The organism is Dehalobacter sp. DCM, from assembly GCF_024972775.1.
GTDB lineage: Bacteria > Bacillota > Desulfitobacteriia > Desulfitobacteriales > Syntrophobotulaceae > Dehalobacter.
Genome location: NZ_CP092282.1, coordinates 3,994,203 through 4,015,123, shown reverse-complemented (window position 1 = coordinate 4,015,123; position 20,921 = coordinate 3,994,203). Strand labels below are relative to the sequence as shown.

General features: G+C 46.5%; 15 protein-coding genes and 1 other annotated feature. Of the genes, 14 read left to right on the top strand and 1 reads right to left on the bottom strand.

What is annotated here, in order from left to right:
* Positions 1 to 50 precede the first annotated feature (50 nt).
* A complete protein-coding gene (gene ileS, locus LPY66_RS18775; RefSeq protein WP_337985769.1) occupies positions 51 to 3,152 on the bottom strand; it encodes an isoleucine--tRNA ligase in 3,102 nt (1,033 codons plus the stop codon).
* A 74-nt stretch (positions 3,153 to 3,226) separates the two neighbouring features.
* Positions 3,227 to 3,525: a binding site (T-box leader), on the bottom strand.
* A 115-nt stretch (positions 3,526 to 3,640) separates the two neighbouring features.
* Here ileS and spoIIP point away from each other — a divergent pair.
* The 14 genes from spoIIP to LPY66_RS18705 all read left to right on the top strand — a co-directional run bounded on the left by spoIIP (position 3,641) and on the right by LPY66_RS18705 (position 20,808).
* Complete coding sequence (gene spoIIP, locus LPY66_RS18770; RefSeq protein ID WP_337985768.1) at positions 3,641 to 4,699, top strand: stage II sporulation protein P; 1,059 nt, start codon at positions 3,641 to 3,643, stop codon at positions 4,697 to 4,699.
* A 103-nt stretch (positions 4,700 to 4,802) separates the two neighbouring features.
* Entirely contained in the window at positions 4,803 to 6,365 is a 1,563-nt protein-coding gene (gene murJ, locus LPY66_RS18765; RefSeq protein WP_337985767.1) for a murein biosynthesis integral membrane protein MurJ, read from the top strand.
* Between the two features lie 316 nt (positions 6,366 to 6,681).
* Positions 6,682 to 7,731, top strand: coding sequence for a TRAP transporter substrate-binding protein (locus LPY66_RS18760; protein ID WP_337985766.1), 1,050 nt, complete (start codon positions 6,682 to 6,684; stop codon positions 7,729 to 7,731).
* Positions 7,732 to 7,751: 20 nt separating this feature from the next.
* On the top strand, positions 7,752 to 8,303 hold the full coding sequence (locus LPY66_RS18755) for a TRAP transporter small permease (RefSeq protein ID WP_337985765.1): 552 nt from the start codon (positions 7,752 to 7,754) through the stop codon (positions 8,301 to 8,303).
* On the top strand, positions 8,303 to 9,610 hold the full coding sequence (locus LPY66_RS18750) for a TRAP transporter large permease (RefSeq protein ID WP_337985764.1): 1,308 nt from the start codon (positions 8,303 to 8,305) through the stop codon (positions 9,608 to 9,610). Before LPY66_RS18755 ends, LPY66_RS18750 begins: the two co-directional genes overlap by 1 nt.
* A gap of 135 nt (positions 9,611 to 9,745) precedes the next feature.
* Entirely contained in the window at positions 9,746 to 10,552 is an 807-nt protein-coding gene (locus tag LPY66_RS18745) for a transposase (protein ID WP_337985763.1), read from the top strand.
* Positions 10,553 to 10,840: 288 nt separating this feature from the next.
* Positions 10,841 to 12,646, top strand: a complete 1,806-nt coding sequence (lepA, locus tag LPY66_RS18740) for a translation elongation factor 4 (protein WP_337985762.1) — start codon at positions 10,841 to 10,843, stop codon at positions 12,644 to 12,646.
* 33 nt (positions 12,647 to 12,679) lie between these two features.
* On the top strand, positions 12,680 to 13,885 hold the full coding sequence (hemW, locus tag LPY66_RS18735) for a radical SAM family heme chaperone HemW (protein ID WP_337985761.1): 1,206 nt from the start codon (positions 12,680 to 12,682) through the stop codon (positions 13,883 to 13,885).
* A 195-nt stretch (positions 13,886 to 14,080) separates the two neighbouring features.
* Positions 14,081 to 15,130 (top strand): heat-inducible transcriptional repressor HrcA, encoded by a 1,050-nt coding sequence (gene hrcA, locus LPY66_RS18730; RefSeq protein ID WP_337985760.1) that lies wholly within the window; start codon positions 14,081 to 14,083, stop codon positions 15,128 to 15,130.
* A 20-nt stretch (positions 15,131 to 15,150) separates the two neighbouring features.
* Positions 15,151 to 15,714, top strand: a complete 564-nt coding sequence (gene grpE, locus LPY66_RS18725; protein WP_337985759.1) for a nucleotide exchange factor GrpE — start codon at positions 15,151 to 15,153, stop codon at positions 15,712 to 15,714.
* Between the two features lie 82 nt (positions 15,715 to 15,796).
* Positions 15,797 to 17,644 carry a molecular chaperone DnaK gene (dnaK, locus tag LPY66_RS18720; protein ID WP_337985758.1) on the top strand — a complete coding sequence of 616 codons (1,848 nt, stop codon included), beginning with the start codon at positions 15,797 to 15,799 and terminating at the stop codon, positions 17,642 to 17,644.
* Positions 17,645 to 17,900: 256 nt separating this feature from the next.
* Positions 17,901 to 19,052 (top strand): molecular chaperone DnaJ, encoded by a 1,152-nt coding sequence (gene dnaJ, locus LPY66_RS18715; RefSeq protein ID WP_337985757.1) that lies wholly within the window; start codon positions 17,901 to 17,903, stop codon positions 19,050 to 19,052.
* 33 nt (positions 19,053 to 19,085) lie between these two features.
* The gene (gene prmA, locus LPY66_RS18710) at positions 19,086 to 20,012 is read left to right on the top strand and encodes a 50S ribosomal protein L11 methyltransferase (RefSeq protein WP_337985756.1); all 927 of its coding nucleotides are present in this window, start codon (positions 19,086 to 19,088) and stop codon (positions 20,010 to 20,012) included.
* A gap of 58 nt (positions 20,013 to 20,070) precedes the next feature.
* Positions 20,071 to 20,808: an RsmE family RNA methyltransferase gene (locus LPY66_RS18705; RefSeq protein ID WP_337985755.1), complete on the top strand. Its 738-nt coding sequence runs from the start codon at positions 20,071 to 20,073 to the stop codon at positions 20,806 to 20,808.
* Positions 20,809 to 20,921 lie beyond the last annotated feature (113 nt).

Below are 20,921 nucleotides of genomic sequence, written 5' to 3'. Positions count from 1 at the left end.
GCACTGCCTTTTGTCTGCAACCGAGAAAAGCACTAAACGCCCACAGATACTTAAAGCTTCTCGACCCTGAGACCTGTATCGTGGTCATTCAGATTAACTTTCGTTAAGCCTTCGCTGTTCGGTGCCTTTTGGATACTTTCAGCCAGGGTTTCTACCTTGATATAATCCTGGTAGCTTGTAATCGCCTGGGTGACTTCGTCATCGCCGTCAAAATAAATCCGGATACGGTCCATCATTTCAAAGTTATAATTCTTACGCATTTGCTGGACCTTCGATACAAGCTCTCTGGCCAGACCTTCGTCCAAAAGTTCCCGGGTAAGTGTCGTATCCAGGATGACAAAGAGATTGTTTTCCATGGTCACGGTGAACCCTTCCTTGGCGGAAATGGTGACAAGAACATATTCTTTATTGAACGTCAGTTGTTCACCATCCACTGTAACCGTCAACACGTCGCCGGCTTCCAATTTAGGCGCTGCAGCCGCTGCGTCTAAACTTTCCAGCGCTTTGCCCAGAAGTTTAATTTTCGAGCCGAATACCGGACCGGCCGTTTTGAAGTTCGGTTTCAGACTAAAATGCATAAAGTCGCTCAGGTTATTGGCAAAAACAACGTCCTTGACGTTCAGTTCCTCCTGGATCAATGGGATGAGATCGGCAATCAGCGCTTCATATTTTCCGTCAACGAGGATCTTTTGGATAGGCTGGCGGACTTTGATCCGGACCTGTTCCCGTGCGGAACGTCCCAAGGTGACCAAATTCCGGACCAGATCCATCCTTTTTTCAACAGTGTCGTCGATGAGCGTTGAGACATATTCCGGATAATTTTTCAAGTGGACTGACGTTTCTCCGGTTAGGTTGCGGTAAATTTCCTCCGCAAGGAACGGTGCGAACGGAGCGGCAATTTTAGCGATACCCACCAGAATCTCATAGGTGGTGTTGTAAACAGCTTTCTTATCCTCGGACAGGCCGGAATCCCAGAAACGGCGGCGGGAACGGCGAATATACCAGTTGGATAGGTCTTCACTGACAAAATCCTGGATTTTACGAACGGCTTTTGTCAGATCATAGACTGCCAGATTAGCTTCCACATCATTGAGCAATCCGTTGTATTTGGACAGGATCCAACGGTCAAGCTCAGGGCGATCTTTATAATCGATAAAGAAATCCCGGGGATCAACATCATCGGTATTGGCGTAGAGCGCAAAGAAAGTATAAACATTCCGGAGTGTTCCGAAGAATTTGCTGTGAACCTCTTTCAATCCTTCCACATCGAAACGCTTGGGAGTCCATGCCGGAGATACGTAGAGCAAATACCAACGGAGAGTATCCGCACCGTATTGGTCAAACAGCTGAAATGGGTCAACTGTATTTCCCTTGGATTTGGACATCTTTTGCCCCTGTTTATCCAGAACGAGGTCATTGACGAGCACCCGCTTGTAAGGGGAGCGTCCCATCACAAAGGTAGAGATGGCCAGCAAGGAATAAAACCAGCCCCGGGTCTGGTCGATGCCTTCGCAGATAAAGTCAGCGGGGAAAAGTTCGTGGAAGTTTTCCTTATTTTCAAACGGATAGTGATGCTGCGCATAAGGCATGGCGCCGCTGTCAAACCAGCAGTCGATGACTTCGGTGACCCTGGTCATCGGTTTACCGCATTTTTCGCAGGGGATATGCACATCATCGACATACGGACGGTGCAATTCGATGGTCTCGTCGATGGGTTCAATGGCTTTTTCCACGAGTTCTTTTCGGGACCCGATGGAGGTGGTATGGCCGCAGCCGCAGCGCCAGATATTAAGCGGCGTGCCCCAGTATCGATTTCGGGATAGAGCCCAGTCGTTGACGTTTTCCAGCCAATTGCCGAACCGTTTTTCGCCGACAAAGTCGGGATACCATTCGACGGTTTTATTATTGGCAACCAATTGGTCTTTCAGTTTGGTCATCGCAATATACCAGCTGGGTTTGGCATAGTAAAGAAGGGGAGTCTGACAGCGCCAGCAGTGAGGATAATTGTGTTCCATCTTTTCCTTTTTGAACAATTTGCCTTCTGCGTACAGCCATTTGATAATGTCGAGGTCAGCGTCCATCACAAACTGGCCTTCCCATGGGGTCGCAATAAATTTTCCGGTCTCGTCTACCGGTTGGAAGACGGGTAAATTGTAGCGTTTTCCGGTATTATAGTCATCTTCACCGAAGGCCGGGGCGGTATGAACAATACCGGTACCGTCTTCCGTCGTGACATAATCCGCGGTGGTGATAAAGAACGCTTTTTTATCTGTGCTAACAAAGGGCATAAGCTGTTCGTATTCCATGAATTCCAGCTCGGTGCCTTTTAGTTCCTGAAGGACCTCATACCCTTCACCCAGGATGGTCGGAGCCAGTGTTTTGGACAAATAATAGACTTCATCATTGCTGCGGGCTTTGACATACGTCTCGGTTGGACTGACAGTGAGAGCGACATTGGAGGGCAGTGTCCAGGGAGTCGTCGTCCAGGCCAGAAAATATTCATCATATCCTTTGCGTTTGAATTTGGCAACAACGGTGTTTGTCTTAATTTCTTTATAGCCGAGAGCCACTTCATGGGAAGCAAGTCCCGTCCCGCAACGTGAGCAATAGGGCAGGATCTTATGGCCTTCATACATAAAGCCTTCTTTAAAGAATTTATCCAGGATCCACCAGACACTTTCAATGTAGTTATTATCCAGGGTGATATACGGATGATCCAGATCGATGGAATAACCCATACGGATCGTCATTTCCCGCCACTGCTTTTCATACGTAAAGACAGATTCGCGGCATTTTTCATTAAACGGGGCAATTCCGTAAGCTTCGATTCCTTGCTTGTCAGATAAGTTCAATTGTTTTTCCACTTCGATTTCCACCGGCAGACCATGCGTGTCCCAACCCGCTTTGCGTTTCACCTGAAAGCCTTTCATGTTCTGGTACCGGCAGACGGAGTCTTTCAGGGTGCGGGCCATAACATGATGGATCCCCGGTTTCCCGTTGGCCGTTGGCGGACCTTCATAAAACACGAAGGGTTCCGCGCCCTCCCGGTTCTCAATCGTTTTTTGCAGGATGTCAATGTCATCCCAGTACTGGGTTATCTGCCTTTCCCGTTCAGCAACGGGGGATTCTGCCAGTGGTTTGAACTTTTCCATAATCATTCTCCTTTTTTAGAATTGGGGACGCTTCATGCCAATCATGGCCAAATTAAAATCCCTAAGTAACACTACTTAGGGACGATTGAACCGCGGTACCACCCTGCTTACAGGATTGAAAGTCGGTTGTTTAGCCTTGATCATTTACCGATTCATGATTCCTGTCTCTCAATGTGCCAATAACGCTGGCTTACGGAACTCCTTAATCAGTACGTGGCAATAATACGAAACAATAATATTTACCTTAAGGTACTGTGTTCAGGAGATCAGCTCCGGGGTGATCTTCGCTTGATATACGATCGTAATCTCTCAGCATGTGATTACTTCTCTGTGGACATTATGATCAAGCTACTGTCCTGTTCATCGCCATTATGTCTTCAATTTATATGGGTCAATAATATTATTTATTATATGACATAACGCAGCAAAATGCCAAGTTTCTTAATAAAAAAAGTTTAAAATCATATTATCAGGTTGTCCATCATAATGTGAATCATAGGAAGGATGTGATCAGCCTGGTTTCAGATCATGGTTCAACAAAAAGTGACTGGCTGAAAATAGCCGGAAATATCGTTATCATAGCGGGATTCGTTATTTTTACCTATTTCTGCATAACGACCGGAAGCTCACAATACATGGTTAAAATGCTATCCGAAAAAAGTTTTCCATTTAAATATGTCCTATTAGAAGGTGTACCGGGTTTATCCCAGCCTGAGCGGGATTACATCGATGAGATCCGGAATTCGATCATGGCCACCGGTATGTATCTGGTAACAGGCGCCAATATATCGGATGCGCGCACCTATTTTTTGAGCTTTTATGCGCCGCCTTCGGAAGGACCCTCGTGGCTCGGCTGGGCTTATTACCCCAATGACCCTGAGATGGAAGGACCCAACCTTGAACCGTTGGATGATCCTTTTTACAATGCACCGGCTCCCATTACAAGCGAAGAAGATGTTCTTGTAGGTATTTATCATACCCACAGTGCCGAGTGTTATTCCGGTGATGGCGGACCGGATCGTGTCCCCGGGGGTGAAAACGGGGATATCGCTGAAATCGGACAGCTTTTGGCGGAAGCGTTGGAGAGAAAGGGGATAAAAACGGTCCATTCGACGGAGGTCAACGACGCTGTTTATATTCAGTCGTATGATCATTCGTATAAAACAGCGAAAAAGATGCTCGAGGATAACCCGACGATTCGCTTGCTCATCGACCTTCACCGGGATGGTTTGCCGACCCAGGTCGGAAAAGACACTGCGGTGGTATCCGGTAAGGATAGTGCCAGGGTGATGATTGTTATTGGTCAAAAGAATCCAAACTGGAAAAAGAACGAGGCAATTGCGAATGGTCTAATTGCTATTGGCGAAAAAAAATATCCCGGTCTGTTCTATTCTAAAATCCGTTACGCATCCGACGCCCGTTATAATCAGTATTTGACTGACGGGGCCATCCTGCTGGAAATCGGAAGCCAGCTGAATACACCGGAAGAAGCTCAAGCGGCGGCAGCACCGCTGGCCGAAGTCCTGAAGGCGTATTTAGAAAAATGAAGAAATCTGCTCCCCATTATATTATAACTTTAGGAGTTACAAGGTACTTGGAAAGTGATATAATGCGCTGTGAGCAGGAATTTTCGAAAGGCGCAGCGGTTTTATGACAACGAACCAAAAACTATTCAAAGCAGCAGGCTTTATGATGGCAGCCAACCTGATCTCCCGTCTTCTCGGCTTCGTTCGGGAGTCTCTTATGGCCGGTTTATTTGGCAAAACGGCGGCTACGGATGCCTATAATACGGCCTTTATCCTTCCGGATCTTCTCTACTGGCTATTAGTCGGAGGCATTTTAAGTGCTGCTTTTATCCCTGTTATTTCAGAATATATCGCCAAAAAGAGAGAAGACGAGGGATGGAAAGTTGTCAGCTCGGTAACCAATGCCATATTTCTCATGCTTTGCCTTCTCGTAATTTCCGGGATGGTGCTTGCTCCCAAATTTATTGAACTACAGGTTCCGGGGTTTACACCGGAAAATAAGGAACTGGCAGTTTATCTGACCCGGGTCCTGCTGATGCAGCCGGTTATCCTTGCTTTAAGCGGGATCACAATGGGGATCCTTAATTCATATAAGATATTTTGGCCGTCGGCGGTCGGAACGGTACTTTATAATGCGTGTGTTATTCTGTTTGGCGCGATTTTCGCTAATTCGGGCGATGCCCGGAGCATTTCCGGCTTTGCCTTTGGAGTCGTAATCGGCGCTGCAGCTAATTTCATCGTTCAGATTCCGTCTCTGAAGAAGGTAGGCTATCGGTATTACCCGATCATCGACCTGAAACACCCCGGTGTCCGGAAGATCATGGCGTTATCCGTCCCGATGATTATTATGTACACCTTGAACCAATTTCAGGTCATTGTCAATTCCAACCTGGGTTCTGCTCTCGTGCCGGGCAGTTTAACGGCAGTCTGGTATTCGTACCGTTTGTTCCAGGTGCCGGTCGGTATATTTGCCCTGGCTATCGGCGTTGCCGTTTTTCCGACACTCACGGAACAAGCAGCATTGAAAAGAAAACATGATTTTTTAGAGACGGTGTCGGAAGCGATCCGCTTGATTATATTTATCACAATCCCCATTTCTATTGGGATGATGGTCCTGCGCTACCCGCTGATCCGGCTCCTTTTCGAACATGGCGAATTTAGTGCCAAAGATACGGCAATTACTGCGGTGCCGTTGCTCTATTTTTCACTCGGTATTACCGCTCAAGCGATTATTCAGATCTTGCCCCGGGCATTTTACGCCCTGCAAAACACGTGGATACCCGTAATCCTTGGACTAATAGCCATGGCCGCCAGTGTCTTGTGGATGCTGGTGTTAGTCGGACCGTTGGCGTCTGGCGGCTTGGCCTTGGCGTTTACTCTGGGTGCCATTATTCAGATGGCCCTCTTGTTCATCGTTCTCCGCCGCAAGTTAGGGAGAATCGATGGGCGCAGGATCATGGCAACGGCTGTTAAATCTATTACAGCGGCATTGGTTATGGCGGGTGTTGTTGCACTATGGGCGAATAGAATAACCCCTTGGGTGGGAATCGGTAAAATCGGATCCACGATTGTTCTTATCAGCGGAGCACTTATTGGCATGCTTATATTTTTTGGCATCGCGCGATTCCTCAAGATGGAGGAATACCGTACGGCTTTTGCTATGCTTTTAAAACGACAAAAAAAATAAAAAAAATTGTGGTAATTATCTGTGGTTTCACGTATTATTATAGTGTAGTTATGTTCTAAGCATTGGTTGAATATCAGTCATGCAGGACAGTAGTAAACAGTAGGTCTCGTTCGTTTAAAATAGTAGGATTGTAGCAAGGTAGGATAAGAACGGAAAATCTATTTTTTGTGGTTAAGTGAATTTAGCCACTGATTTTGGATTTGTATTGATTTCTAACTCCTATTTGGGAGTTTTTTTATTTCCCCCAATTTTTTATGGGATAAAAAATTGGGATATTACCAGAAATTTAAATCAAATAAGAAGAGGAGAGAGAAAAGTGAAAAAAAGAAACATCGTTATTATCATGATTGTGGCGTTGGCTTTGAGCATGTTCTCAGGGTGCGGACAGACTGCAAGTAAGGTATCGAATGAACCGGTGGAATTAAAGCTTGCCCACTTCTTCCCCGCGACGCATCCGGTGGAAAATGATTTGATCAAACCTTGGGCAAAGGCAGTTGAAGAGGCAACTGAAGGCAGAGTGAAAATAACCAGTTATCCCGGTCAGACACTCTTACAGGCGGATGGGGTTTATGAAGGTGTTGTCAGCGGTGTTGCCGACCTGGGAACCTCTTGTTTTTCTTATACCCGCGGAAGCTTTCCCGTATTGGAAGTATTTGAATTACCCGGTATTACGTACTTGAATTCCAAAGCTGCAAGTAAAGTAGCCTGGGAAGGAATCAAGCAGTTAAACCCCGAGGAAGTACAGGATACTAAGCTCTTAATGGTATTCACCACAGGCCCTGGCGACATTTATTCCAAAGTCCCGGTTCGCAGTCTGGCTGATTTGAAAGGATTAGAGATAAGAGCAACAGGATTGAGTGCTGCTACCTTGGAAGCTCTGGGTGCTACCCCGGTGGCGATGGCTCAGTCCGAAGCCTATGAAGCGTTATCCAAGGGTGTTGTTAAGGCCAATATGGGCCCGATTGAGGTCCTTGAGGGCTGGAGGCAGGCTGAAGTTACCGACTATTTGACCGAGACACCCTTCCTTTATAATACGTTGTTCTTCATCACCATGAATCTGGATAAATGGAATTCACTGAGTGCAAAGGACCAGCAGGCGATTGAAGACGTCAGTAATAAATTCTTTGAAGAAGTCGCCATGAGCTTATGGGATAAACAAAATGAATCGGCTTTAAAGTTCGCTGTTGAAGAAAACGGTATGGAAGTAATCAAGCTAACCCAGGCTGAGCAAGAAAAGTGGATTGGTCTTGTCCAACCGATTCAGGATCAATATGTCGCGAAAATGAACGAACAAGGACAATCCGGTCAGGAGATTCTGGATATGGTAAAAAGACTGGCAGATCAATATAATGAAGAATACAAGTGATGCTCAGGGAGGTAATTTCGGTGAAGAAACTTACTGGCCTTGTAACAAACGCTAGTGCTTTCTTAGACAAAATAGCGGGACTATGTATTATGTTCGTTATGCTATTAATTGTCGGAAATATTATCATGCGGGTGGTTTTTAACCACCCGATATTAGGCACGTATGAACTGGTCGGCTTTTTTACAGCCTTAGGCATATGTTTCGCCTTAGGGTATTGTGCCTTGCAGGATAGTCATATTGCTGTCGATTATTTTGTCAGGCGCTTTCCGCAACGTGTCCAATCCACTATCAATATGGTTATAAATGGCGTTTCTATTGTATTTTGGGCTGCTGTCGCCTGGTATCTTGGAAAATTTGCGTACGCTATGAAGATAAAAGGACTAGTTTCACCATCTGTTGAAATTCCCGTCTATCCTTTCATCTATTTAGTCGCAGCCGGCATGGTTGGACTATGTATCGTATTGTTGTATAAGTTTTTAGTATCTTTGCTCCAGGTTGTTGGCAGAGAACAGGTCAGTAAAGAAGCGCGTAAGCAAGTAAAACAGCCAATCAGTCAGCAGGGGAGCAAGTAATGAATGAATTTCTAATTGGATTAATCGGAATAGGCGCCTTCTTTGGATTGTTGATTCTGCGCATGCCCATTGCCTTCGCGATGGCCCTTGTCGGTTTTGTCGGCTTCGGTGCGCTGACTTCGGTACCGGCTGCATTTGGGATGGCAGCAAAGGAGATATATAATACCTTTACGTCTTATTCATTAAGTGTAATCGCTATGTTCGTCTGGATGGGATTTCTAGCCTATTATTCGGGGATCGGCACCAGTCTTTATATTTTTGCCTACAGGCTGATGGGGCATCTGCCTGGTGGTCTGGCAATAGCAACCCAAGCAGCCTGCGCCATTTTTGGGGCGATTTGCGGTTCCAATACGGCGACCGCCGCCACAATGGCCGCCATCGCCATGCCGGAGATGGATAAGTATCATTATGACCGATCGCTGTCTACGGCCAGTATAGCCGCCGGGGGCGTTTTGGGAGTCATGATTCCGCCGAGTGTTATCTTTATCCTATATGGTACGTCAACCGAACAGTCTGTCGGCGCGTTGTTTATGGCAGGGATACTACCGGGTATTTTGCTGATGTTTCTTTATATGGGCGTAATTTATGTCATTACGAAGCGTAATCCCGGATTAGGGCCGGCGGGTCCTAAATCGGGTTGGAAAGAAAGAATAGGGGCGCTTAAAGGCGGATTGGCAGAAGCTCTGGCTATTTTTCTCCTTTCTGTCGGCGGCCTTTTTGCGGGATGGTTCACACCGACGGAGGCCGGTGCGGTTGGTGCAGGCGGGGTACTTCTCATCAGCTTGTTAGAAAGAAGGATCAGCTGGGAAAACTTTAAGAAATCGCTGATGGATACGACACGGACAACCGCGATGATTATGCTGGTTATCGCCGGAGCAATCATCTTTGGACGCTTTATGGCAATTAGCAGGGTGCCATTTGAGCTGGCCAATTGGGTTGGCGGTATGGCAATGCCACCCTTTATTGTTATGGGTATGATCCTTATTATCTATTTGATACTCGGCTGCTTTATTGATGCCCTGGCCTTGGTCATGCTGACAATACCGATCTTTTTTCCGGTGGTGGTTGGGACTTTGGGATACGATCCTATCTGGTTCGGTGTTGTAGTCGTTTTGGTCGTCGCTATGGGGGTGATAACCCCTCCGGTTGGTATGAATGTGTATGTTATTAAAGGGATCGTTACCGACGTACCGTTGGAAACCATCTTTAAAGGAATATGGCCGTTTCTATTTGCCATTGCCGTGTGCTTAATCATACTGCTAGCTTTTCCAAGTATCGCCACTTTTCTGCCACAGCTGCTCATGTAAGGGGACAAAGGGGGACAAAAGGGACGTAGGCTTTTGTCTCCTTTTCTGATTCTGCTATAAAGAAATCAATTGATCATAAAAAAATATTGCTGATATATGTAAATTAATGGTAAGATATCTGGGGGTGCCATTAATATGCCGCGACAAGCCAGAGAAAGAAGCAGTACGGGAATATATCATGTCGTTCTAAAAGGTATCGATGACCGCGATATTTTTTTAGACGATCAAGATCGCCAAAAATTCCTTGAACAGCTTTGGCGGGCAAAGGATAAAGATAATTTTGAAATCCTTGTTTACTGCCTGATGGATAACCATGTCCATTTATTAATAAAAGAAAATGAAGATGTAGGGAAAAGTATCCAACGGTTGGCCTCAGGTTATGCTATTTGGCATAACGAAAAGTACGACAGAAGGGGTCACCTGTTTTATAACAGGTACTGCAGTGAAATTGTTGAATCGGAGAGTTATCTTTTAAGTGTCGCACGGTATATCATCCAAAATCCGGTTAAAGCTGGAATTGTTAGTCATGCAGGTGAATATAAATGGAGCAGTTATCAGGATTATTTAACGGCATTCAGTAACACGAATTATGCCATTGCTTCAAAATTGATTATGGATTACTTTCTAACGCCCAAAGATTATACGGCATATATGAACCAACGCCAAGATGATAGATATCTTGACTACGATTTCTCGTCGCGCTTTTCAGACGATGAAATCAGAAAAATAATTAGAGAAAAGTATTCGATCATGGATTCAACAAAGTTATTGACTAAAGAAGAAAGAAATACGCAAATAAATGAAATATATAATGACACGCAAGTAAGTATCCGCCAGTTAGGGAGAGTTTTGGGAATCGGTAAAAAAATCATCGAAAAGGCGGTTAGGCAAACAGACGCGCATCGGTATGAAAAAAAACTACATAGTATAGTCGGTAACTAGATAAACAGAATTCGATTAAGAAACGCAGACAGATAGGAAAAAAGAATGACCCCAAAAAGTTAGACAAAAATATGGTTCGAATTTGTTAGGTAACCGCGTCTCGGTTGCCTTTTTTCATGCTATGTTTAACACACGGTACTGGAATGGACTCCAGGCGGACATAGCAGGGGACAAAAGCCTACGTCCCTTTTGTCCCCTGCGTCCCTTTTGTCCCCTGCCTTGCGTTCATCTATGGTAATTTGTTATAATTATTTGCTGGTACTCATTATTTGGGGGAGAGAATATCCGATGGCAACAGCTTCATCCAGAATACGCAATTTTTCTATAATCGCGCATATCGACCACGGCAAGTCGACCTTGGCTGATCGTTTAATTGAATATACCGGGACCTTGTCGACCCGGGAGCTGAAAGAACAGGTTCTGGATTCGATGGATCTGGAACGCGAACGCGGAATTACCATCAAACTGCAGGCCGTCCGCTTGCGTTACAAAGCTAAAGATGGTGAGGTCTATGAACTCAATCTGATTGATACTCCCGGGCATGTTGACTTTTCCTATGAGGTATCCCGCAGCTTGGCAGCGTGTGAAGGCGCTCTGCTTGTGGTGGATGCTGCCCAAGGAATCGAAGCACAAACCTTGGCCAATGTGTACCTGGCTTTAGAAAATGACTTGGAAATCATTCCGGTCATCAATAAAATCGATCTGCCCAGTGCTGAGCCCGAGAGAGTGAAGCAGGAAATCGAGGATGTTATTGGGTTAGACGCCAGCGACGCCATTCTGGCATCGGCAAAAAGCGGCATCGGCGTGGAAGAGATCCTGGAGGCAATTGTCAACCGGATCCCACCGCCCCAGGGGGATGACGAGAAGCCCATGAAGGCGCTTATTTTTGATTCGAAATTTGATTCCTATAAAGGGGCTATTCCGTATATCCGTTTGTTTGACGGCATTGTAAGCAAAGGGACTAATATTAAAATGATGTCCACCGGCAAAACGTTTGAGATCACCGAAGTCGGTGTATTTACACCGGGAATGACTATCGTCGATGAACTCCGGGCCGGCCAGGTCGGTTATATTGCCGGCAGCATTAAAAACGTTGGAGATACCCGTGTTGGCGATACCGTCACAGATAATGACCACCCCGCAGCCGAACCGCTTCCGGGGTACCGTAAAGCGGTATCCATGGTATTCTGTGGTCTCTATCCGGTGGAAACCTCGGATTATGACCGGCTTAAAGATGCGTTGGAAAAGCTTCAGCTCAACGACGCGAGCCTGATGTATGAAAATGAAACATCCGCCGCGCTGGGCTTTGGTTTCCGTTGCGGCTTCCTGGGTTTGCTCCATATGGAAATCATCCAGGAGAGGCTGGAAAGGGAATTTGGCTTAAGTATTATTACGACTGCACCCAGTGTTGTCTATAAGGTGAATACAACAGCTCAGGAACAGATCATGATTGACAATCCCGCATTGCTTCCGCCGGAGGGGAAAATTGTATCCATCGAGGAACCGATGGTCAAGGCGACGATTATGGTCCCTTCGGAATATGTTGGTACGATCATGGAGCTTAATCAGGAAAAAAGGGGTACATTCCTCAATATGGACTATATCACGGCTTCCAGAGTCAGCCTTTATTATGAACTGCCCTTGAGCGAGATTGTTTACGACTATTTTGATCAGCTTAAATCCCGGACGAAAGGGTATGCTTCGTTAGACTACGAACTGATTGACTATAAGGAAGCAAACCTTGTTAAGCTGGATATTATGTTGAACGGAGAAATCGTCGATGCTCTCTCCTTCATCGTGCATCGGGATAAAGCCTACACCCGCGGCCGCAAACTGGTGGAAAAACTGCGGGGACTAATCCCGAGGCAAATGTTTGAAATTCCTGTCCAGGCTGTGATTGGCGCTAAAGTCATTGCCAGAGAAAACATTCGTGCTATGCGCAAAGATGTTCTGGCAAAATGCTATGGCGGAGATATTTCCCGTAAACGAAAACTTCTGGAAAAGCAAAAAGAAGGCAAAAAACGGATGAAACAGGTTGGCAATGTGGAGATTCCTCAGGATGCGTTTATGGCCGTTCTTAAGATGGATGATTAAGGTTTTTTGATTAATTATATCGGGTGACGATAAATGAGAACTTCTCTATATGTTCATGTCCCATTCTGTATAAATAAATGTGATTACTGCGCTTTTTTTTCGGTGCCTCTTAATAAAATGGAATTGCAAGGAGCAAACAGCGGATCGGGAATCATCTCTTCCTACCTGGATGGACTGGAACGGGAAATTGCTTTATGCGAAAATGAAGCCCCTGCGCAAGGGGTTTCTTCTCTTTTTATCGGGGGAGGAACACCAACTGCGCTGGCTATACACGATCTGGAACGCCTCCTTAACCTTCTGCACACGGGTTATCGTTTTTCGAGTTCGTGCTCGCAAGAAAATGGCTATGCCCCAGACAAAGACACTGAAAAGACCATAGAGAGTAATCCCGGTACCATTGATCCGGAGAAGCTCTCTGTATTGCGCGGTTATGACATCAACCGCATTTCTGTCGGGGTGCAAAGTTTTGATGATCACATCCTTAAAACCATTGGTAGGATACACTCTGTTAAGGATATATATAACAGTGTTGAACTGATCCGAAAAGCGGGATTTGATAATTTGAACATGGATCTGATGTTTGGCCTTCCCGGCCAGCGGATGCGTAACTGGCAGGATAGCCTAAAGCAGGCTGTCGCCCTTAATCCAGAGCATCTTTCGCTCTACGCGCTCACCGTCGAGGAAGGGACCCCTTTGGATCATGATTATACATCCGGCAAAATTACCATTCCGGACGACGATAGTGACGCTGATATGTATCAATGGGCGGTCGGCTATCTTCAGAGCAACGGGTATATCCATTATGAAGTCTCAAATTTTGCAAAGCCGGGTTTTGAGTGTCGCCACAATTTGACGTATTGGCGAAGCGAGGATTATACTGGACTCGGCCCCGGGGCTGTATCGTGTGTCAATGATGTCCGCAGTAAGAATATGGAGGACATTACTGACTATAGAAAACATCTCTCTGCTGGAAATCGTCCGTGGGATGATTCAGCGACGGAAATTCTGACCAAAGATCAGCGTATTTCAGAATATATGATGCTGGGCCTGCGAACAACAGCGGGCATTGATCTCCGCGGATTTGCTGATAAGTTTGGGGCGGAAGTTAACGACGTATATGGTCAAAAACTTCAAGACTATCTGAATAAGAAAATTCTATTAATAAACGACGGCAGATTAATGATCGACCCGGCTTATTTCTTTGTGCTGAATGGCATTCTGGTAGATTTTATTCGCTAATCAGCCCGAATTGAATGAGAGCATTTTGGATGGGACATCTTATTATTGATGTATTCTAAACGACTTTTAATATTATTCATTCATATAAAGCATGGATTCCTCTTGACAATATTTTACCGTCATGCTAAATTATGTTCAGATGATTAGCACTCACCTCGATAGAGTGCTAACAAACAAGACGGGGGTGGCACACCAATGGAAATGGATGAACGCAAACACAAAATATTAAAAGCGATCGTGCAAGACTATATTGCCACCGCGGAACCGGTTGGTTCCAGAACCATTTCCAAAAAGTTTGAATTAGGGGTTTCCCCGGCAACAATTCGCAATGAAATGGCCGATCTGGAAGAGATGGGGCTAATCGAGCAGCCACACACCTCTGCGGGAAGGGTGCCATCCGACTCCGGGTATCGCTATTACGTCGATTACCTAATGGATCCGCTCATCCTCAATAAGGAAGAGCAAAAATCGATTAATCAGGAAATGACAAGCCGTCTGAGTGAAGTTCAGGAAGTGATCACCTATACAGGGAAACTGATTTCTCAGATTACCAATTTAACCAGCATCGTGCTTGGCCCGAAAAGCAGGAGCAGTGTTCTGAAGAACATGTATTTTCTACCTTACGAGCAGGGCAAGGCCATTATGGTTACCGTCAAAGAAAATGGAACAGTGGAAAACAATATTGTGGATATCGGGACGGATACTACGCCCGAGGAACTACAACTTTTGGCCAACATCTTTAACCAGAAGATGAGCGGGACGCGTGTTCAGGACATGAAAAAGGGCCTTATCGAAGAAATTTACGGTGAATTGTCACGTAAACGCCGAATCATCGATGGTATGATGGGAATTCTGGAAAGGATGTTTGACGATAATGAGGGTGCGGGTGAAGAACGCATTTATCTCGGTGGAACTTTGAATATGCTTGATCAGCCCGAATTCAGGGATATCGATAAAGTAAGAAACCTATTTGCCGTATTTAATGAGAATAATAAATTGAAGGAACTGATTAAGCCGGATCATCAAGGTGTTAATGTGATGATTGGAGCTGAAAACGCTGATCAGGTTTTCAAAAATTGCAGCGTCATTTCCGCAACGTACCAGATTAATGGGAAACAGATTGGTTCCGTCGGGGTTCTTGGGCCAACGCGTATGGATTACGGCAAAGCGATTACTATCGTCGATTATATGACGAAAAGTTTGACGGAGCTTCTGACTGAAAGACACCGAAAGCCCCGGAGATAACAATGAAGGGAGGCGACAGCGTGGGTAAAGAAAAAAAAGAGGCTGTTAGCACACAAAAAGAGAATAACGTCAACGAAATGGATCAACCATGTACCGAATGCCCGGCGGAGGATCCGGCGGATCATCTGCAGCATCTGCGGGAAGAAATAGAGGAGCAGAAGGCCAAAGCGGAGGATTATTATTCCCAGCTGCAGAGACTGATGGCGGAATTTGACAATTTCCGCAAACGGACGCAGAAGGAAAAGGAAGAAACAGCCAAGTATGCGTCGGAACGCTTGATTTTAGCGTTACTTCCGGTACTGGATAATTTTGAGCGAGCGATTGTCTCGAGCAGAAAAAACAGTGATTTTGAAGCCCTGTCCCAGGGTGTGGAAATGATTGAAAGGATGTTCCTGAAAGTTCTGGAGGATGAAGGACTGAAAGCCATCCCGTCCGTAGGCAAGGAATTTGATCCTTACCTTCATGAAGCACTGCTTCGGGAAGATTCGGACCAGCCTGAAAACATGATTCTCGAAGAGCTCCAAAGGGGATATTACCTCAAGGAGAAGGTCATCCGGCCCAGCAGAGTGAAGGTATCCGGTTAAAGGATACAATAACTTCTGAACAAGAGTTTTACACAAACCAGGAAATAAAACGAATGTTAACGTGTTAAGGAGGAAATATATCATGGGAAAAGTAATCGGTATCGACTTAGGAACCACTAATTCATGCGTAGCTGTTCTCGAGGGCGGCGAACCAGTAGTTATTCCAAATCCTGAAGGCGCGCGCATTACACCGTCCGTCGTCGGATTTTCAAAAACCGGAGAAAAATTAGTCGGTCAAGTAGCGAAACGCCAGGCTGTCTCCAATCCCGACAATACCGTCAGTTCAATTAAGAGACATATGGGGTCGGACTATAAAGTGACTCTTTTGGATAAAGCGTATACACCACAGGAAGTCTCGGCGATGATCCTGCAAAAATTAAAATCAGATGCTGAAGCCTATTTAGGTTCTTCCGTTACGCAGGCGGTTATCACCGTCCCGGCTTATTTTACGGATGCCCAGCGGCAGGCTACAAAAGATGCGGGTACCATTGCCGGTCTCGAAGTTCTTCGAATCATCAACGAACCGACTGCGGCCGCGCTGGCCTATGGATTGGATAAAGAGCATGATCAGACAGTCCTGGTCTATGACCTGGGCGGCGGAACATTTGACGTTTCGATCCTGGAACTGAGCCAGGGGATGGTCGAAGTGAAAGCGACTAACGGAAATAACCTCCTGGGCGGCGATGACTTTGACCAACGGTTAATGGACCATATCGTCTCGGAATTTAAAAAGAGCCAGGGAGTCGATCTGGCTAAAGACCGCATGGCCTTGCAGCGTTTGAAAGAAGCGGCTGAAAAAGCAAAAATTGAGTTATCCGGCGTCACCCAGACCAACATCAACCTACCGTTTATCACCATGTCTGCGGAAGGACCGCTCCATCTCGATATGAACGTCACCCGCGCCAAATTCGAGGAACTGGTTTCCGATCTGGTTGAGAAGACCATGGGACCCACCCGCCAGGCGATGGAGGATGCAAAGCTGACCTTTAACGACATCGATCAGGTAATCCTGGTCGGCGGTTCGACCCGTATCCCGGCGGTACAGGAAGCAATCCGTCGTATCAGCGGCAAAGAACCTCACAAAGGGGTAAACCCCGACGAAGTCGTAGCCATGGGCGCCGCGATCCAGGGCGGTGTTCTGGCCGGCGAAATGAAAGATATCGTTCTCGTTGACGTTGCTCCGCTTTCCTTGGGCATTGAAACCCTGGGCGGCGTATTCACTCGGATCATTGACCGCAATACCACGATTCCGACCACCAAATCTCAGATCTTCTCGACAGCAGCAGATAGTCAAACATCGGTAGACATCCATGTCCTTCAGGGTGAACGCGAAATGGCTGCCTATAATAAGACCTTGGGCCGCTTCCAGCTCTCCGGAATTCCGCCTGCTCCGAGAGGTATCCCTCAGATCGAAGTGAAATTTGATATCGACGTCAATGGTATTGTTCACGTATCGGCGAAAGATATGGCCACCGGCAATGAACAGAAAGTGACCATTACAGCCTCAACCGGTTTAAGCAAAGATGAAATTGAAAAGATGCGTCAAGATGCTGAAGCCAATGCCGAAAAAGACAAACAGGCTAAAGACCTGGTCGATGCCAGAAATGAAGCCGATTCACTTGCTTACCAGGCAGAAAAGACCCTGAAAGATTTTGAAGGCAAAGGCGACCCCTCGGAAAGAGAACAGATTCAGAAAGCGGCGCAGGAACTTAAAGATATGGCGGCCAGTGAAAATGTTCAGGACATCAAAGCGAAATCCGAAGCGTTGACGAAGATTCTCTATCCGTATGTTGAAAAAATGTATCAGCAGCAGGGTGCACCGGGTGCCGGACAGCCCGGACCGAATCCGGGACAACAGGGATCTGAATCCGGTCCTGCGGATGACAATGTTGTGGATGCGGAATTCACTGAAGTGGATAAGGATAAATAAAGGATAAATTAATCGTAACTGAATATACTTTTACCATACGTGTATCCAACCGGTATTTGGCCTTCACCGCTGACAGGTCAAATACCGGTACATAACGTTTTTCAAAGTCATAAGCGATTATACTTAACAATTGCCATGGGAATAGAGTATAATGAAACATTGGAGAGAGGTCTGAGGGTGCAGGGGTATCTTTGGACCTGCTTCGGTATATGGATAATACCCGGATTGCATTTAGGGAGGAGTTTCAGCTTAAATTATGAAACGCGATTATTATGAAGTTCTTGGGGTAAGCAAGTCCGCCAGCGCGGATGATATCAAGAAAGCTTACCGAAAGATTGCGAAAGAAAACCATCCGGATGTCAAACCCGGTGATAAGCAAGCAGAAGAACGCTTTAAAGAAGCAACGGAAGCCTATGCGGTCTTAAGTGACCCGGATAAAAAGGCAAAATATGACCAATATGGCCATGCCGGCGTTGACTTCAACGGCCAGGGCGGCTTTGGCGGCGGATTCGGTGATTTCTCAGATTTTGCCGACTTTGGTCTTGGCGATATATTTGAAATGTTTTTTGGTGGGGGGGGCATGGGCGGCAGCTCCCGACGACAAGGACCTGTTAAGGGTGCAGACCTGCGTTATGATCTCAGCCTGACCTTGCACGAGGCTGCGTTTGGCATTCAAAAGGAGATCGAAATCCCTGTTTCCGTCATTTGTAAGGAATGCGGCGGCGGCGGTGCAGCACCCGGAACCAAACCGACGACATGTTCGGAGTGCGGTGGCACTGGGCAAGTACGGGCCACCCAACGAACACCGTTTGGACAAATTGCTACGACGCGGACATGTTCGGTCTGCGGTGGACAGGGGACGATTATCAGTTCTCCGTGCAGCAAATGCAGCGGCCGAGGAAAAGTCAAAGAGATCAAGCATGTACAGGTTAATGTCCCGGCCGGTACCGAAGATGGCTTAAGTCTGCGTTACGGCGGTTATGGTGAAGCAGGGGAGCGGGGCGGTCCTTCCGGAGACCTGTATGTGGTACTCAATGTCGAAAAAGATGATTTCTTTAAAAGACAGGGGAATGATATCTACTGTGAAATACCCATTACCTTTGTGCAGGCTGCGCTCGGTGACGAGATCGACGTCCCGACACTTCATGGTGATATAAAAATGAAGATCCCCGAAGGGACCCAAACATCCAAAGTAATTCGTTTAAAGGGTATGGGTGTGCCTTATCGTAGAGGCGGCGGCAACGGTGACCAGCATGTGAGGGTGATCGTGACCACCCCGACGAAACTTACGGAGCGTCAGAAAGAACTCTTAAGAGAATTCGGGACCATTACGAGCGAAAACCAGCAGATGGGAAAGAAATCCCTTTGGGATAAAGTCAAAGACAATGTTCGGGATGCTATTGGCTAAGAGGTTAATAAAAATGCTTTTAAGGAGCCCGTTATGAATTGGATGGAAATCGCGGTAACTGTTTCATCGGAAGGAGAGGAAGCTGTTACCGATCTTTTTTATCGAATCGGCAGCAAAGGCGTCGTTGTCGAAGCACCGGCGCTGATACAGGAATATGTAGAGTCCGGCATTTGGGACTACCATGTCTTCGACAGTTTAGAACTGACCGGAAAATGTATCATTAAAGGATATTTCCACGAGGATGAATATTTAAGTCCCAAACTCGTTTCATTACGAGAAGAACTGATGATTTTAAAAGATCTTTTTCCGGAATGGACCGTTGCAGCGGATTCTGTCATGGTCAAGGAAGAAGACTGGGCTAACGAGTGGAAACGCTATTTTAAACCGGTGCGGATCGGTCAGCATATTTTAATTAAGCCGACATGGGAGGAAGCAGATCCCCTTGACGACGATGTTATCATCGAAATCGATCCGGGAATGGCGTTTGGTACCGGCACCCATCCAACGACGGTATTATGTCTGGAAGCACTGGAGGATCTTATCCAGGAAGGGACAGACGTATTTGACATCGGCACCGGTTCCGGTATTCTGGCTGTAGCGGCCGCGAAACTGGGCGGCAACGTACAAGCCGGTGATATCGATCCCTTAGCGGTTCGTATTGCCCGTCAAAATGCTGCTCTCAACAAAATTGAAGACAAAATCAAAGTGGATGCCGGGAATCTCGGCGAGGTATTCACAGGCAAAGCGGATGTTGTTATCGCCAATATCATTGCGGACGTCATCATTGAACTGCTGCCAAGCCTTCCGGAACTGATGAAGCCGAACGGTGTATTTCTGGCCTCCGGGATCATTGATACCCGCGAAGCCGATGTACGTGATGCGATGAGCAGGAACAATCTGCGCTGCATCGGGCGTCTGGAAGATGCCGGCTGGGTTTTGATCAAAGCCGAGTTTAATTAAACGCGTATATAATTCATTGAAGATATATTATTGGATAAAATAGAAATGAAGGATACTTATGCACCGTTTCAAGATTCAGACTAGAGATAACAGTCATTTTGAAATAGCCGGTGAAGAATTGCATCACCTGGTCCATGTTATGCGTTTGACTATCGATTCCAATGTCGTCGGTTTTGACAACTCCGGTGGTCAATGGCTGGGCATTATCGAAACGCTGACCAAAGAGGCGGCTTCCTGCCGAATTATTGAAGAGGAATTCCCGGTAGTCGAGGCCAAGACCCGTGTGTACCTCGTGATGGGACTGGCCAAGGGTGAGAAAATGGAGTGGGTCATTCAAAAGGGAACGGAGTTGGGGATGGCTGGTTTCGTGCCGCTGCGGACCAAACGTTCCGTCGTTCAGCTTGAAGGCGGAAAGGCAAAGGACAGGGTGGTTCGCTGGCAAAAAATTGCCGCTGAGGCGGTCAAACAATCCCGGCGGGTCATCGAACCTGAAGTCGCAGCAATAACTAACTGGAACGATCTGGGGAAGGTGTTGCCGCCGGACACTCAGTGGATCATACCTTATGAGGATGAAAAAACACGTTCTTTGCATTCTTGTTTGGGACAGTTAAACCCCCGTTTTCCGGTTGCGATCCTCATCGGTGCGGAGGGCGGTTTTTCGCCGGAAGAAGTGACCTGGGCTCAACAAGAATTACAGGCAATAAGTGTCTCGTTAGGTAACCGTATCCTGCGGACAGAAACGGCGGCATTGGCTGCGCTGACCATGGTGCTGGCCCATTACGGCGATTTGGGTTAATTATTACGGTATTATGACATGTGTTTGAAATAAGTTGGTTAACATAAGGTCACGATTTTATTGGATAAACTGTTTGACGGATAGCGACCGTAATTGCGTATATGGACGTTGAG

Coding starts and splice junctions, on each gene's coding strand:
- ileS (WP_337985769.1), bottom strand. CDS start 3,152: ATGGAAAAGTTCAAACCACTGGCAGAATCCCCCGTTGCTGAACGGGAA.
- murJ (WP_337985767.1), top strand. CDS start 4,803: ATGACAACGAACCAAAAACTATTCAAAGCAGCAGGCTTTATGATGGCA.
- LPY66_RS18750 (WP_337985764.1), top strand. CDS start 8,303: ATGAATGAATTTCTAATTGGATTAATCGGAATAGGCGCCTTCTTTGGA.
- LPY66_RS18745 (WP_337985763.1), top strand. CDS start 9,746: ATGCCGCGACAAGCCAGAGAAAGAAGCAGTACGGGAATATATCATGTC.
- lepA (WP_337985762.1), top strand. CDS start 10,841: ATGGCAACAGCTTCATCCAGAATACGCAATTTTTCTATAATCGCGCAT.
- hemW (WP_337985761.1), top strand. CDS start 12,680: ATGAGAACTTCTCTATATGTTCATGTCCCATTCTGTATAAATAAATGT.
- hrcA (WP_337985760.1), top strand. CDS start 14,081: ATGGAAATGGATGAACGCAAACACAAAATATTAAAAGCGATCGTGCAA.
- dnaK (WP_337985758.1), top strand. CDS start 15,797: ATGGGAAAAGTAATCGGTATCGACTTAGGAACCACTAATTCATGCGTA.
- dnaJ (WP_337985757.1), top strand. CDS start 17,901: ATGAAACGCGATTATTATGAAGTTCTTGGGGTAAGCAAGTCCGCCAGC.
- prmA (WP_337985756.1), top strand. CDS start 19,086: ATGAATTGGATGGAAATCGCGGTAACTGTTTCATCGGAAGGAGAGGAA.
- LPY66_RS18705 (WP_337985755.1), top strand. CDS start 20,071: ATGCACCGTTTCAAGATTCAGACTAGAGATAACAGTCATTTTGAAATA.